The sequence below is a fragment of the Arthrobacter sp. 9V genome (assembly GCF_902506065.1).
Classification (GTDB): domain Bacteria; phylum Actinomycetota; class Actinomycetes; order Actinomycetales; family Micrococcaceae; genus Arthrobacter.
Genome location: NZ_LR732912.1, coordinates 2,988,196 through 3,002,024, shown reverse-complemented (window position 1 = coordinate 3,002,024; position 13,829 = coordinate 2,988,196). Strand labels below are relative to the sequence as shown.

Sequence of the window (13,829 nt, the reverse complement as noted above, 5' to 3'; positions counted from 1 at the left end):
TCAAGGCCCGCTGATCCAAAGAGGCCAATGAAGCCCCCGGCGTTGCTAGGGTTGGGCCATGATTCTCCTGACTGGCTTTGAACCCTTTGGCGAGGACACCGTGAATCCATCATGGCTGGCGGTGCGGCAGGCAGTGGAGTTCCTCGCGGTGGACGGTCTCGCCGTCGAAGCGGTCGAGCTGCCCTGCGTCTTTGGTGAAGCCCCAACCGCGCTCACGGATGCCATAACCCGCCTTAACCCGGACATCGTTGTTTCTACGGGGCTGGCTGGAGGCCGCGGGCGCCTATCCCTGGAACGCGTTGCCATCAATTGCGATGATGCACGAATACCGGACAACAAGGGCCAGCGCCCCATCGACGAAGAGGTGGTTCCCGGCGGACCTGCGGCGTACTTCTCAAGCCTGCCCATCAAGGCTGCGCTCAGAGACCTTCAGATCGCGGGAATCAGGGGAGAAGTATCGCAGTCTGCGGGCACTTACGTGTGCAACCACCTTTTCTATGCCCTGATGCACTCCCTGGCATCAAAACCCGGTGTCCGGGGTGGATTTGTCCACGTCCCCTACCTGCCGGAACAACTTCCGGAGGGCAGTGCGACACCTTCCATGCCCCTGAAAACCATGGCAGAAGGAATCGCCATTATTGTCAGGTCCGCCCTGCGCACAGCTTCGGACGTGAAACTTTCAGCCGGGGCTATCCGCTAAACAAGTTCCCATTCCACCTTGATGCTCGCTGAAACTGAGGACTCCCCGGCTTCCATGGGCATGGCCTCCGCCGTGAAGGAAGCCCGCACCATTCCGCCCATGGGAATCGGCCCGCTGTGCAGCGGCTCCTGGGTGATGGACACCACCTTCCCAAGCCGGGCCGAAGCCAGGGCTGAGTATTGTTCGGCTCGCGCTACAGCGTCCTGCCATGCAGCCTCCTGTGCCTGGGCGATAACCGGTGACGAATCCGCGAAGCCCTGTTCGACCCCGTTGATTCGAATGTCGTCTCCGCCGGCAGCAACCGCGGCAGCAATGGCCGCCGGGGCATCCGCCTGTGAACGGATTCCCACTTGCAGGCTGGTGGATGCCACATAGGCTGTCACTTTCTGACCTTGCCCCTCCACCCACAACAGTTCCGCCCGAAGGTTCAACCCGCTCGTCCGAAGGTCTACGGCGGAAACCCCGACTTCCCGCAGACTGGCCGCAACAGCGCCGGCCGCTTTGCCGGCGTCGTCATAAGCCTCAGCGGCTGTGCCGCGGCGCGTTTCCACACCCAGCGTCAGCGTGACCATGTCCGGAACGGCCTTTGCGCTCGCGGTCCCGGTGACGGTTATGGTTCGGTTCATGCTCAGGCCTCGATTCGCTGGCCTGCAGGGCTTTCCTGCCGGCGCTGGTCAGTGTCAACGTAGCCGCCGGCAGCGAGGCCGGCTTGCCTTTCAAAGAAATTCCTTGACCCCGGATTACCGCTTCGAATCATGGACCAACCCGCCGCGACGCCGTAGAGGGCGAGAAAAGGAAGGCCGAGACAGTATGCATACTGGGTGCTGTGCCGTTCTTCATGCCCTAAAAGCACGGGGTTCATTCCTGCCATGTCGCGCGGGGCCCGGTAAAGGATGACATTTCCCAAGGTGAAAGCGCCGGCATGGGGAAGCTTCCAGTCATAAGCGGCCGCAATCAGGAGACCACGCGGCCCGATGGAGACGGGGCAGCGGGCTGCGGCTGCCACTGCCAGTCCCAGCGGTGTGGACAGGTTGAGGACGTTTGCGATCTGCCGTAAGCGTTGCGCCGGAGTCATGAAGCCATGCTAAGCCCGATCCGTCCACGCACTTCCGGAGCTTTCGTACAAATGCTGCCCTTTTGCAGCTCCAATGAGGTCACGAGCTGTACAAAAACACCGCGGTTAAATCCGGCCTGTGAGGTTCAACTAGACTGAAGGGTAGTGCCCGCCCTCCGCGGTGAGCACTACCCTTTCGTTTTGCAGGTCTGCCTTGCCGGGCCGCTCCCTACTCGTAGCTAAGAACAGTAGATGACTGACACTTTGCCAGGCGCTGCCATCCCGAATCCGCTGGATGAAGCCGCCATCACCGCCGCCGTCGAAGACGCTATTGCCGCCATTTCGGCAGCCTCCTCCCTCGAGGAACTCAAGGCTGTCCGCCTCGCCCACACCGGTGAGAAGTCGCCGCTGAGCCTGGCCAACCGTGAAATCGGTGGCCTGGCCAAGGAACACAAGGCTGCCGCCGGCAAGCTTATGGGCTCATCCCGTGGCCGGGTTAACAAGGCGCTCGCAGCCCGGACCGAAGTTCTCGAAGCAGAGAATGACGCCCGCATCCTGGTGGAGGAAACCGTTGACGTGACGGCCGCTCCGCGTCGCCGTCAAGCCGGTGCCCGCCACCCGCTGTCCACGTTGCAGGACCGCGTCTCTGACATCTTTGTTGGCATGGGCTGGGAAATTGCCGAAGGCCCTGAGGTGGAGTCCGAGTGGTTCAACTTCGATGCCTTGAACTTCAAGCCGGATCACCCTGCACGCGAAATGCAGGACACATTCTTCGTGGAGCCTCCCGAGGCGCACCTGCTCATGCGCACCCACACGTCCCCGGTGCAGGTCCGTTCCATGCTGGAACGTGAAGTGCCCATTTATGTCCTGTGCCCCGGCAAAGTCTTCCGGACGGATGAACTGGACGCTACGCATACCCCTGTCTTCCACCAGTTCGAGGGACTGGCGATCGACAAGGACCTGAGCATGGCGGACCTGCGCGGCACGTTGGAGCACTTCGCCCGCCAGATGTTCGGCGATGAAGCCTCCATTCGCCTCCGCCCCAACTACTTCCCGTTCACGGAGCCCTCCGCTGAGCTGGACATCTGGCACCCGGGTGCCAAGGGCGGACCCCGCTGGATCGAATGGGGCGGCTGCGGCATGGTCAATCCCAACGTCCTGCGGGCGGCCGGGATCGACCCAGACATCTATTCAGGTTTTGCCTTCGGGATGGGCATTGAGCGCACGCTCATGTTCCGCAACGAGGTTCGCGACATGCGCGACATGATCGAAGGCGACGTACGTTTCAGCGAGCACTTCGGGATGGAGATCTAACAGTGCGTATCCCACTTTCCTGGCTGCGTGAATTCGCGCAGGTACCGGCCGATGCTACGGCCGAAGACGTTATGGCTGACTTGGTCAAGGTCGGCTTTGAAGAAGAAGACGTCCACCGTCCCACGGACGAGCTCACCGGCCCCGTTGTGGTGGGCCAGGTCCTGAGCCTGGTCAAGGAACCGCAGACCAATGGCAAGACCATCAACTGGTGCCAGGTCCGCGTGGTTCCCGAGGGGCAGGAGCAGACACTCAGCGGCAAGGGCATAGATCCTTCCGGAGTGCAGGGCATCATCTGCGGTGCACACAACTTCGTGGAAGGCGACAAAGTTGTTGTCACCCTTCCCGGGGCAGTGCTGCCCGGAAACTTCCAGATCTCTGCCCGGAAGACCTACGGCCACCTGTCTGCCGGCATGATCGCTTCCGTCCGTGAGCTGGGCATCGGCGATGACCACGACGGCATCCTGGTGCTCTCGAGCATCGGCCTGGATCCGGAAATCGGCACCGACGCGATGGAACTCCTTGGTCTCTACGATCAAGCGGCGGAAATCAACGTCACGCCGGACCGCGGCTATGCCTTCTCCATCCGTGGCGTGGCACGTGAGTACGCCCACGCCACCGGAACTACCTTCGTGGATCCGGCGTCGAAAGTCATGGCTCCGGCCACCCTGCAGGGCGGCTACGGCGTCAAGCTCAACGACGACGCTCCCATCTACGGCAAGCCCGGCTGCGACCGCTTCGTGGCCCGCACGGTTCGTGGCGTGGATGCTTCGCGACCCACCCCGCCGTGGATGTCCGCGCGTCTTCGTCTGGCCGGCGTTCGTTCCATCTCGCTGCCGGTTGATATCTCCAACTACGTCATGCTTGAGCTCGGGCAGCCAAACCACTGCTACGACCTCGACAAGCTCTCGGGCGACATCGTGGTGCGTCGTGCCGTGGCGGGGGAGAAGATCACCACCCTGGACGCCAAGGAGCGCAAGCTCGACGCCGAGGATTTGCTGATCACCGATGACTCCGGCGCCATTGGCATCGCCGGCGTGATGGGCGGTGCCCACACTGAGGTGTCCGATTCCACCACGAACATTCTTGTGGAGGCAGCACACTTCGACGAAGTCTCGATCGCCCGTTCCCGTCGCCGCCACAAGCTGCCGTCCGAAGCTTCCAAGCGCTTTGAGCGTGGCGTGGACTGGCACGTTGCCAACATTGCCGCCCAGCGCGTCGTGGACCTCCTTGTGGAACTCGCCGGTGGCATCGCGGATGAGTCCGGGACCGACGTCGGAACCGCGCCTGAGCCCGTGACCATCGACCTTCCTGCAGAGTTCGCCTCTGCCCGGATTGGTATCGACTTCACTGAAGAGCAGATCACGACGTCCCTTGAGGACCTTGGCGCCGTGGTTGAAAAGACCGCCACTGGTTACAGGGTTACTGCTCCAAGCTGGCGCAATGACCTCGAAACCAAGGAAGACCTCTCCGAGGAAATCGCCCGCCTGGTTGGCTATGACAACATCCCCGCTACGCTTCCCGTGGCCCCTCCGGGCCGTGGCCTGAGCCGCAGCCAGCAGCAGAAGCGCCGGGTTGTCCAGGCGCTGGCGGATGCTGGGCTCACCGAGGTGCTGTCCTACCCGTTCGTCTCCAAGGCAGCAAACGATACTTTCGGTGTTGCCACTGAGGGTGAAGCGCGTCCTGCCCTGAAGCTGGCGAATCCCATCAGCGAGGAAAACGGCTTCCTTCGCACGTCTATCCTGCCGGGCTTGATCGAGGTTGCCCGCCGCAATCACTCCCGCGGCTTCCGCGATCTTGCTCTTTATGAAGCCGGTTCGGTCTTCCTTCCAGGCGAGAAGTTGGGCACGGAATCCATCCCGCCGCTGGGCGTCAAGCCTGCCGATGAGGTGCTTGATGCCCTGTACGACGGCGTCCCGTACCAGCCGCTGCACGTCGGCGCAGTTCTTACTGGCCATGATTCTCCGGCTGCTGCCACTCACACGCCGCGTGCGTGGGATTGGGCGGATGGCTTGGACGTTGCGCGTCTTATTGCAGACGTCCTGGGCGTTGAGCTGGTTGTCAGCCAGGGGAGCCACCAGGCGTTCCACCCTGGCCGTGCCGCGCAGCTTGCGCTGCGCAACGGCGATGTGGTCGGCTACGCCGGAGAGCTTCACCCGAAGCTGCTGGCCGCGCACGACATGCCGGCCCGCTCCGTTGCGCTCGAGATCAACGTGGAAGCGTTGTTCGAAGCTGCTGCTGACGTGATTGTGGCCAAGCACATTTCCGGCTTTCCCGTAGCGACGCAGGACGTTGCCTTGGTTGTCCCGCAGGACGTGCCGGCGGACCAGGTCCTCTCGGCACTGCGTGAAGGTGCTGGCGAGCTCCTTGAAGACGTCGCGTTGTTCGATGTCTATGCGGGAGCAGGCATCGAGGAAGGCAAGAAGTCACTGGCCTTCGGCTTGCGTTTCCGCGCCGACGACCGGACGCTGACTGCGGACGAGGCTTCTGAAGCCCGTGCTGCAGCGGTTGCTGTTGCGGCCGAGCGGTTTGGCGCCGTCCAGCGCTAAACGCCAATACCAAGTGAATCCCCGGGACCTGATGGTTCCGGGGATTTTCTTTTCCTATTGAGATTGAACTCCCAGCATCTTGACAGCATAGTCACATATGCATGACAGTTCTGTCATGCACATATGAAACCTGTGTATCACATCCCTCGCACGGTTCGCTGAGAGCCGTCCCTTGAAAGGTACCCATGAAAAGGCAGAACGTTGCTTTGCTTGTCGGGGCTGCAGTAATGGCTTTGACGTCCTCGCTTGGTGGAGCCGCAGTAGCGTCAGAGTCGACGCCGCAAGCAACCACCGCCGAGGTCCAGCCTGTATCCCACACAGTAGACAGGTCGCAGGTTTCCGGTTCTGCGGCCTCACCACTGGCTGACAAATACACCATCTCTGCGCCCGCCAAGAGCGGCGGCGCCTCCACGGACTCCGTCATCGGCGCTGATGGCCGCGTTCGGATCACCAACACCACGGCGTCGCCGAACAAGTCCATCGTTCAGATCGAATTTAACGGCGGATACATTTGCTCCGGCGCGCTGATCTCCGACGACACTGTGTTGACCGCAGGTCACTGCGTCCATGAAGGCGGCACAGGTTCAACGGCGGATTACTCCTGGGGCGTGAAAGTGGCGCCGGGCCGCAATGGAGCCACGGACCCTTACGGTACCTGTGGCGCCACGCAACTCCTGACGGACCAGCGTTGGATCGACTCGGCCAACACCAATGCCGACTGGGGCATCATCAAGCTCGACTGCACTATTGGCAACACGACGGGCTGGCTTAACTACACGGGAACCACTGCAAGCCTGACCGGGACCAGCGCCACTGTCCGCGGTTATCCGGGGGACAAGGCATTCGGCACCATGTGGTCCATGACCGGCGCTATTGAGAGCACTCAAACCGAGAAGGTCTTCTACAAGATGGACACCTACGGCGGCCAGAGCGGCGCCCCCGTCTACAACAGCTCCAGCACTATCGTGGCCATCCACACCAACGGAGGCAGCTTCAACTCCGGCACCCGCATCACCCCGACGCTGGCGAACTACTTGACGTCGGTAAAGTAGCCCGGATGGGTTAACCCAGCCGACAGTGTTCCCCGCAGCAGATTCATGGCTGCGGGGAACACTTGCTTTCCGGGTAGGAGCCCGCAAGACACAAGCTACAGTTTGCAGGGGACAAAGCTGTGAAAGGGGTCGTGATGGATAACCCGGTGCTTGAGCTGCGCGAGCTCCATGACCCCCGCATTCCTGACGCCAGCCTTCAGGTGCTGGGTGAACCCGCCCAGGGGCGCGCCCTCCGCTACGCCAACCCTGCAGACCGTGAAGAGTTCGTGGCCGGTCGGTTGGCCGCAATGCACTTCGCGGCGACGCTCCTGGGAGTGGAGTCCCGCCGCCTCATGCCGGATTATCATTGCCCGCAGTGCGGCCCCCGCCAGGACCACGGCCGCCCCGGTTTCATGCTCGACGGCGGCCCTGCGCCTTTGGTGCTGAGCGCCTCCCGGGCGTCCGGCTGGGTGTTGCTGGCCGCCGTCGTAAATCCAGCGGAGGGCCTGAGGCTGGGCGTGGACCTTGAAGTGATAAGCGGGGTTGTCTTTGAGGGCTTTGACGACGTCGCATTAACCACCAACGAGAAAAACTATCTGGCGTCCGTCCCGGCGCAGGATCAAGCCAGCCAGAGGGCCCGCCTGTGGGCACGCAAAGAGGCGTGGCTGAAGATGACAGGGGAAGGCCTGAGGCGGAACCCCGCAGAGCTGGACGTGCTGGAACTGCCCGGACTGAGGGATGTCACCGAAAGGGAACTGCCTGAAGGATTGGTTGCCGCCCTGGCCCTCGATTAACGTGCCGAGGGAAGCGGAGGCAGCGAAACTTCATACAGCCACGGCCGGATAGTCGAGGCACAATCAAAACCCGGAATGAACGAATCCGCGGCCTCAATGAACGTCTCCGTTGACACTGAGCCATGCCGGTTGGTGGTAGTCCAGTGCTGCAGGAAGCCAAAGAACGCTTCATCGCCGGCCGCCATCCGCACGGCGTGGACAGCAAGGGCTCCCCGCTTGTAGACGCGGTCGTCAAACATCAGCTCCGGACCGGGATCTCCCACCAGCAAGTCCTGCGGCTCGGCGTCGAGCCTTTTCCACGCGGCTGTCGCCCTGGCAGTAACCGTCATAGTGCGGGATTCTTCGGACCACAACCACTCGGCATAGCAGGCAAAGCCTTCGTGCAGCCAGATATCTTTCCAGCTGGTAACCGTTAGGGAGTTACCGAACCACTGGTGGGAAAGTTCGTGGGCTATCAGTCGCTGCGAATCCCAGGCATCACGCATATGGTTTCGGCCGAAAATAGAGACCGTCTGGGCTTCGAGGGGAATTTCCAGCTCGTCCTCGGTTACCACTGAGGTGTAATCCGCGAACGGATACGGGCCGAAGCAATCCTCGAAGGTCCGCATCATATCCGGCTGCCGGCGCAGGCCCTGGAGCGCGTCAACTGCCATTTCGGGCGTGACTGCCACGAACTGGGGGACCCTGAGATGGGTATCGTCCACGTGCAAGGGAACCTTGACGTAGCGGCCGATCTGAACCGTGGCAAGGTAGGTGGCCATGGGTTCAGTTTGTTCGTAAACCCAGGTCTCCCTGCTGGACTTGCGCGAGTGGGAGATCAAGGTGCCGTTGCACACCGGACGGTAGTTGTCGTCCGTGGTCACGGAGATGAGAAAACTCGACTTGTAGCGGGGGTGGTCGTTGCAGGGGAACCAGGACGCTGCACCGTTGGGCTGTCCGGCCACCAGGACGCCGTCGTTCAGTTCTTCCCATCCAACATCGCCCCACAGGCCACGGCGCGGCTGGGGGTTGCCGTCGTAGCGGATCTCCAAGGAAAACTGCTGGCCGGCCTTGAGCGCGGAAGCGGGCGTCAGCACCAGGTGCTCGGCCCGGTGACTGAACTTCTGGACCTTCTTGCCGTCCAGCTGAACTTTGCCGGCCTTCAGGCCAACCAAGTCAAGGACGATCTGAGCCATGGGCTCCAAGGCCGTGCATCGCAGGACAGCCTTGCCGATCAGCTTGTTGCTGCCCAGCCTGACGTCGAGGTCCAACTCGTACCGGTCCACGCGGTAACTGCTGCTGCCGTGGTTCAAGGCGTAGGGGTCGGCTTCGGTCACGGGAGTGGGGATTGGTGCGGCCATATCCGTCCAATCTACTTCAGGCGCGGCGCTTGTGCCGACGGACCCACCCACGGGCTCACTGGGTTGCCCATCCAGTATGTCCCGGCCGGGACGGTTTCGCCGCGCATAACCAACGACGCCGGACCAACAGTACCGCCGTCGCCGATGCTCGCTGCGGGGAGGATGACCCCGTGAGGTCCCATGGTGGCTCCGTTGCCGAGCGTCACGGTATCCAGGCTCATCACACGGTCGTGGAAGAGATGCGTTTGGATCACGCAGCCACGGTTGACGGTGGAGTTCTCGCCCAGAGTTACGAGGTCTGCTTCGGGCAACCAATAGCTTTCGCACCACGTTCCGCGGCCGATCTTGGCTCCGAGTCCGCGCAACCACCACACCAGGGCAGGAGTTCCGGCGGCGGACCGGGCAAACCACGGTGCACTCACCATCTCTATGAAAGTATCCACCACCTCGTTGCGCCAAATGAACGAGCTCCAGAGCGGATGTTCGCCTGAGCGAATGGTCCCCACCAGAACCCACTTGGCCAGGATGGAGCTCAGGGCTGCAACACCTCCAGCCACCAGCATCACCACGCCACCAAGGACAGCAGCGATCCAGTAACCCCATCCGCGGGCGATCCAGTCCAGGACCAGCATCACGCTGACGGCGATGGCCACGGTGAGGATGACCGGAACCAGGCGGCCCAGTTCCCACAATGCCCGTGCGATCTTCAGCTTGAAAGCCGGGCGGAAGGTTCGGGTCTGGTCAGCATCGACGGCGGTGCGGCGCAACCTGACGGGCGGGCTGCCCAGCCAGGAGGTGCCTGACTTTGCTTTGGCAGGTGTGGCAGAGAGCACCGCGACGAGGGAGTTCTTGGGAACGTTCCGTCCTGCGGCGGTCATCCCTGAGTTTCCCAGGAAGGAACGCTTCCCGATCTTGGCTGGAGCGATCTTCATCCATCCGCCGCCAAGCTCGTACGAGGCCACCATGGTGTCGTCGGCAAGGAAGGCGCCGTCGCCGATGGTGGTCATTTTAGGAACAAGAAGCACGGTTGAGGCTTCCACGTTTTTGCCTACCTTGGCGCCGAGGAGTCGCAGCCAAAGGGGTGTGAAGAGGCTCGCGTAGACGGGGAAGAGGAGGTCCCGGGCCATGTCCAGGAGGCGTTCCGTGGCCCAGACCTGCCAACCGATGCGGCTGCGCACCCGGTAGTACCCCTCTTTGAGCCCCAAGCCCAGGAGCCTGGCAACAATCAGGATGAGAACCAGGTTGCCAAAGAACCACACCAGGGCGGCCAGCGGGACGGACAGGGCAATCTGTGGGAGGGCTGTTTGCAGCGACTCGTGGCCCTGGATGAAAGCCAGGACCACCAGCGCGCCGGCGAACGCAGAGACATAGGGGATAAGTGCCAGCAGAGCCGAAGCGCTGGTGAAGGCTGAGAACCAGAGCCGGTCAGCCAAGGGCCGCCGGCTGACGGTTTCCGGCCATTCGTGTTTGGCCTTACCGCGGCGCTCCGCGGGAGAGCCGGCCACCAGGTGTCCGGCTTTCACCTTGCCCAACACAGCGGATCCCGCCTCTACGTGCGCGCCCGCGCCGATGGTGGCTCCGGGCATGAGGGTGCTGCGTGCGCCTACAACGGCGCCGGCACCCACATGAATTTGCCCGATGTGGACTGAATCTCCGTCAACCCACCAGCCGGAAAGGTCCACTTCGGGCTCGATATTCGCTCCGCTGCCCAGGGACAGCAGACCCGTGACCGGAGGCAAGGAGTGCAGGTGGACGTCCTTGCCGATCTTCGCACCCAATGCGCGTGCGTAATAGGGAACAAAGGGCGCGCTGGCCAGGCCGATGGCGCCCGACAGGTCTTGAATCTGTTCGGCCAGCCACAACCGCAGGTGGGTTTTGCCGGAACGCGGGTAGGTCCCGGGTTGGATTCTGCCAAGCAGGAGTTTGGCAGCAACTACGGAGATCGCCATTCGGCCCAAGGGGCTGACAAAGACGAGCCATGATGCTGCTATCCACCACCATGAGACCACGGGCGCCGCAGCGAAGCCCGCAAAGTCGGCAAGCAGCCTGTTGGCTGCCATGAGGTAAGTCAGCCAGCGCATCCCCACCAAGATGTGCAATGGGACGCCCATCAGAACCTGGAAAATTTGGGACTTCAACGCGGTAGGGCGGACGGTGCGCTCAGCAGCGGGCCCAGGCAAGCCGCCGTCGGGGAGTGATTGGCGGGCCGTGTCGATCAGCGCGCCGACCCGCGGCGTGGCATAGATTTCAGCAACGGTGATGGTGGGGTAGCGGACCCGGAGCGCCGAGACGAGTTGGGCTGCAGCCAGGGACCCGCCACCGTAGGCGAAGAAATCAGCGTCCAGCGAACTGACGGGACTGCCCAGTACAGACTCCCACTGCTCCACCACCCAGCGGGAGTCGTCGGGCAGGTTCAGCGGGGCGTTGCCTGCCTCGGTGGCGCCGGCTCCTGCCAGTGGCCACGGGAGCGCATGGCGATCCACTTTGCCGCTGGTTTTGGTGGGAAGCGAATCCACCACGGTCAGCAAGGGGATCAAAGCAGCCGGGAGGCTCTCGCCCAGAAGACGGCGGGCCTCATCCATTGACAGTTCATAACCGTCAACCGGGGCCAGATATCCAACCAGGATCTGGTTGCCGGCTGCCGTCGTCTGCACTGCCGCAGCCGCGCCGGCAACACCCGGCAAGGACTGAAGCGCCGCGTCCACTTCGCCAAGTTCGATCCGGCGTCCGCCGAGTTTGACCTGTTCATCGGCCCTGCCCATGAAGATCAGGCCCTCAGCTTCGAATCGCACCAAGTCGCCCGAACGGTAGGCGCGATCCCATCCAAGGGTGGTCATGGGGGCGTACTTCTCGGCGTCCTTGGCAGGATCCAGGTAGCGGGCCAACCCTACCCCGCCAATAATCAGTTCTCCGATCTCACCTTCAGCGACCGGGACTCCCTGCGAATCGACGACGGCGAGGTCCCAACCGTCCAGCGGAAGTCCAATCCGCACGGGGCCGGGTCCGCCCAGCGGAGCGGCGCAGGCAACGACTGTGGCCTCGGTGGGACCGTAGGTGTTCCAGACTTCACGGCCGTCCACTGCAAGGCGTTCGGCCAGTTCAGGCGGGCATGCTTCACCGCCGAAGATGAGCAGGCGAACGTTTTCCAGCGCCTCCGCAGGCCAGAGGGCGGCAAGGGTAGGCACGGTGGAAACTACGGTGATGCCGTGGTTGATGAGCCATGGCCCCAGGTCCATGCCGGTGCGAACAAGGGCCCGTGGCGCGGGTACCAAACAAGCTCCGTGACGCCAAGCCAGCCACATCTCCTCGCAGGAAGCGTCGAAGGCTACGGACAGGCCGGCCAGCACACGGTCCTGGGGTCCGATGGGATCCGCTTGGAGGAAGATGCGGGCTTCAGCATCGACGAATGCGGCCGAGGAACGGTGCTTGACCGCAACGCCCTTGGGAGTGCCGGTGGATCCGGACGTGAAAATGATCCATGAGTCGTCGTCCAACCCCGGCTGGGCGGGCATGGAAACAGCTTCCCGGGCTGGACCTGTTAGCTGGATGTCCAGGCCTGCAGCGATGATCGCACCAACCTTGGCTTCACCGAACACCAAACGCGCCCGCTCGTCGGGGTCGTCAGCATCCACGGGAACATACGCTGCACCCGCCACAAGAATACCCAGGATCGCGACGTAGAGCTCGTTGGTGCCGGACGGGATGCGGACGCCAATTTTGTCCCTTGGGCCGAGCCCTGCGCTGTTCAGCTGCGCGGCAAAGGCGCGGACCGCCTTGAGCAGCTCGGTGTAGCTCAATGACTTGTGACCATCATCCAGTGCCGAAGCCTCCGGGAAAGATGCCGCGGTCTCTTCCAGGATGTCCACGAGGGTGCGCTCGACCGGGGCCAAGGGGCCGCCCGGTAGCTGGGGACGGTACGTCATCAGGGCAGGCGTCGTGCCGGCCCCAGCGGGATGTTCTGTGCTCACGTTGGTCAGCTTTCCGCAGAAAGATGAACAGAAGGTGTCCGGCGTTTCCTGGCAGTCACGCCTTGTTGACCTGCAATTCGCTTTTTGCACATATGGCGTTCAATAAGCGATCAGGGAACCAGCAGTACTTTTCCGGTGGTCCGGCGGCCTTCAAGGTCCCTGTGCGCTTGGGCGGCTTCCGCGAGCGGATACGTGGCACCTACCCTGACAGCGAGAGTGCCGTTGGCGGCGGCGTCGAAAATTTCCGCGGAACGCCACCGGCGTTCCTGGGCATTCTGAACGAAGTGCGCCATGGTTGGCCTGGTCAGCGTCAGTGATCCCGCCGCGTTCAAACGCTGGGGATCGAAAGGCGGCACGGGGCCGGAAGCGGCACCGAAGAGCACCATGGCGCCACGGATTCGCAGGCTCTTCAGGGAATCGTCAAAGGTGTCCTTGCCGACGCCGTCGTACACCACGTTGACGCCCTCGCCGTCGGTCAGCTCCCGGACCCGGTCAGCGAAACCTTCGTAGCGCAGGACTTCATCGGCGCCGGCCAGGGTGGACAGATCCGCTTTTTCATCCGAGGACACGGTAGTGATCACACGGGCTCCGCGGGCCTTCAGCAGTTGCGTCAGCAGCAGACCAACGCCACCTGCACCTGCGTGGAGCAGAACAGTGTGGCCCGGCTCTACCCGGAACGATGAGTTCATCAAATAGTGAGCGGTGATGCCCTGCAGTGGCAAAGCTGCGGCAGTGTGGTCGTCGACGCCGTCAGGAACCGGAAGTGCCTTGCCCGCCTCCACGAGGGCGTACTCCGCGTACGTGCGGGAACCCTCGGCCGTGGCAATGCGTTGGCCGATCCGGAATTCCTCGACGCCTTCGCCCACCGCCTCCACTGTGCCGGCAGCTTCGGCGCCCGGGGTGAAAGGGTATTCCACTTTGTACGTGCCGTTGCGTTGGTAGGTCTCAATGAAGTTGACCCCGGCAGCTGCGACCTTGATCAACAGCTGGCCGGGGCCAGGCTTCGGTATTTCCACAGAGGCGTACTCGAGGACCTCAGGTCCTCCGGGCTGCTGTGCAACGATGGCGTGCGTCATGGTGGC

At 62.8% G+C, this 13,829-nt stretch carries 10 protein-coding genes; 5 read left to right on the top strand and 5 right to left on the bottom strand.

Annotated elements, in window-relative coordinates; genetic code table 11:
• Positions 1 to 58 precede the first annotated feature (58 nt).
• A complete protein-coding gene (gene pcp, locus BACI9J_RS13810; protein WP_159734882.1) occupies positions 59 to 700 on the top strand; it encodes a pyroglutamyl-peptidase I in 642 nt (213 codons plus the stop codon).
• Here pcp and BACI9J_RS13805 read toward each other — a convergent pair.
• Both BACI9J_RS13805 and BACI9J_RS13800 read right to left on the bottom strand, forming a co-directional pair.
• On the bottom strand, positions 697 to 1,326 hold the full coding sequence (locus BACI9J_RS13805) for an SIMPL domain-containing protein (protein WP_159734881.1): 630 nt from the start codon (positions 1,324 to 1,326) through the stop codon (positions 697 to 699). The genes pcp and BACI9J_RS13805 overlap by 4 nt on opposite strands.
• A gap of 2 nt (positions 1,327 to 1,328) precedes the next feature.
• The gene (locus tag BACI9J_RS13800) at positions 1,329 to 1,775 is read right to left on the bottom strand and encodes a hypothetical protein (protein WP_159734880.1); all 447 of its coding nucleotides are present in this window, start codon (positions 1,773 to 1,775) and stop codon (positions 1,329 to 1,331) included.
• A 231-nt stretch (positions 1,776 to 2,006) separates the two neighbouring features.
• Here BACI9J_RS13800 and pheS point away from each other — a divergent pair, with 231 nt between their 5' ends.
• From pheS to BACI9J_RS13780, 4 genes are all read left to right on the top strand, one after another.
• On the top strand, positions 2,007 to 3,068 hold the full coding sequence (gene pheS / locus BACI9J_RS13795; RefSeq protein WP_159734879.1) for a phenylalanine--tRNA ligase subunit alpha: 1,062 nt from the start codon (positions 2,007 to 2,009) through the stop codon (positions 3,066 to 3,068).
• Positions 3,069 to 3,070: 2 nt separating this feature from the next.
• On the top strand, positions 3,071 to 5,614 hold the full coding sequence (pheT, locus tag BACI9J_RS13790; protein WP_159734878.1) for a phenylalanine--tRNA ligase subunit beta: 2,544 nt from the start codon (positions 3,071 to 3,073) through the stop codon (positions 5,612 to 5,614).
• Between the two features lie 185 nt (positions 5,615 to 5,799).
• Positions 5,800 to 6,666, top strand: coding sequence for a trypsin-like serine peptidase (locus BACI9J_RS13785; protein ID WP_159734877.1), 867 nt, complete (start codon positions 5,800 to 5,802; stop codon positions 6,664 to 6,666).
• 134 nt (positions 6,667 to 6,800) lie between these two features.
• Positions 6,801 to 7,439 carry a 4'-phosphopantetheinyl transferase family protein gene (locus BACI9J_RS13780; protein ID WP_159734876.1) on the top strand — a complete coding sequence of 213 codons (639 nt, stop codon included), beginning with the start codon at positions 6,801 to 6,803 and terminating at the stop codon, positions 7,437 to 7,439.
• Here BACI9J_RS13780 and BACI9J_RS13775 read toward each other — a convergent pair.
• The 3 genes from BACI9J_RS13775 to BACI9J_RS13765 all read right to left on the bottom strand — a co-directional run bounded on the left by BACI9J_RS13775 (position 7,436) and on the right by BACI9J_RS13765 (position 13,823).
• On the bottom strand, positions 7,436 to 8,779 hold the full coding sequence (locus BACI9J_RS13775; RefSeq protein ID WP_159734875.1) for a M1 family metallopeptidase: 1,344 nt from the start codon (positions 8,777 to 8,779) through the stop codon (positions 7,436 to 7,438). The genes BACI9J_RS13780 and BACI9J_RS13775 overlap by 4 nt on opposite strands.
• Before the next feature lie 11 nt (positions 8,780 to 8,790).
• A complete protein-coding gene (locus tag BACI9J_RS13770; RefSeq protein WP_159736477.1) occupies positions 8,791 to 12,702 on the bottom strand; it encodes a Pls/PosA family non-ribosomal peptide synthetase in 3,912 nt (1,303 codons plus the stop codon).
• A 155-nt stretch (positions 12,703 to 12,857) separates the two neighbouring features.
• Positions 12,858 to 13,823, bottom strand: a complete 966-nt coding sequence (locus BACI9J_RS13765; RefSeq protein WP_159734874.1) for a quinone oxidoreductase family protein — start codon at positions 13,821 to 13,823, stop codon at positions 12,858 to 12,860.
• Between the last annotated feature and the right edge of the window lie 6 nt (positions 13,824 to 13,829).

Coding starts and splice junctions, on each gene's coding strand:
- pcp (WP_159734882.1), top strand. CDS start 59: ATGATTCTCCTGACTGGCTTTGAACCCTTTGGCGAGGACACCGTGAAT.
- BACI9J_RS13805 (WP_159734881.1), bottom strand. CDS start 1,326: ATGAACCGAACCATAACCGTCACCGGGACCGCGAGCGCAAAGGCCGTT.
- BACI9J_RS13800 (WP_159734880.1), bottom strand. CDS start 1,775: ATGACTCCGGCGCAACGCTTACGGCAGATCGCAAACGTCCTCAACCTG.
- pheS (WP_159734879.1), top strand. CDS start 2,007: ATGACTGACACTTTGCCAGGCGCTGCCATCCCGAATCCGCTGGATGAA.
- BACI9J_RS13785 (WP_159734877.1), top strand. CDS start 5,800: ATGAAAAGGCAGAACGTTGCTTTGCTTGTCGGGGCTGCAGTAATGGCT.
- BACI9J_RS13780 (WP_159734876.1), top strand. CDS start 6,801: ATGGATAACCCGGTGCTTGAGCTGCGCGAGCTCCATGACCCCCGCATT.
- BACI9J_RS13775 (WP_159734875.1), bottom strand. CDS start 8,779: ATGGCCGCACCAATCCCCACTCCCGTGACCGAAGCCGACCCCTACGCC.
- BACI9J_RS13770 (WP_159736477.1), bottom strand. CDS start 12,702: ATGACGTACCGTCCCCAGCTACCGGGCGGCCCCTTGGCCCCGGTCGAG.
- BACI9J_RS13765 (WP_159734874.1), bottom strand. CDS start 13,823: ATGACGCACGCCATCGTTGCACAGCAGCCCGGAGGACCTGAGGTCCTC.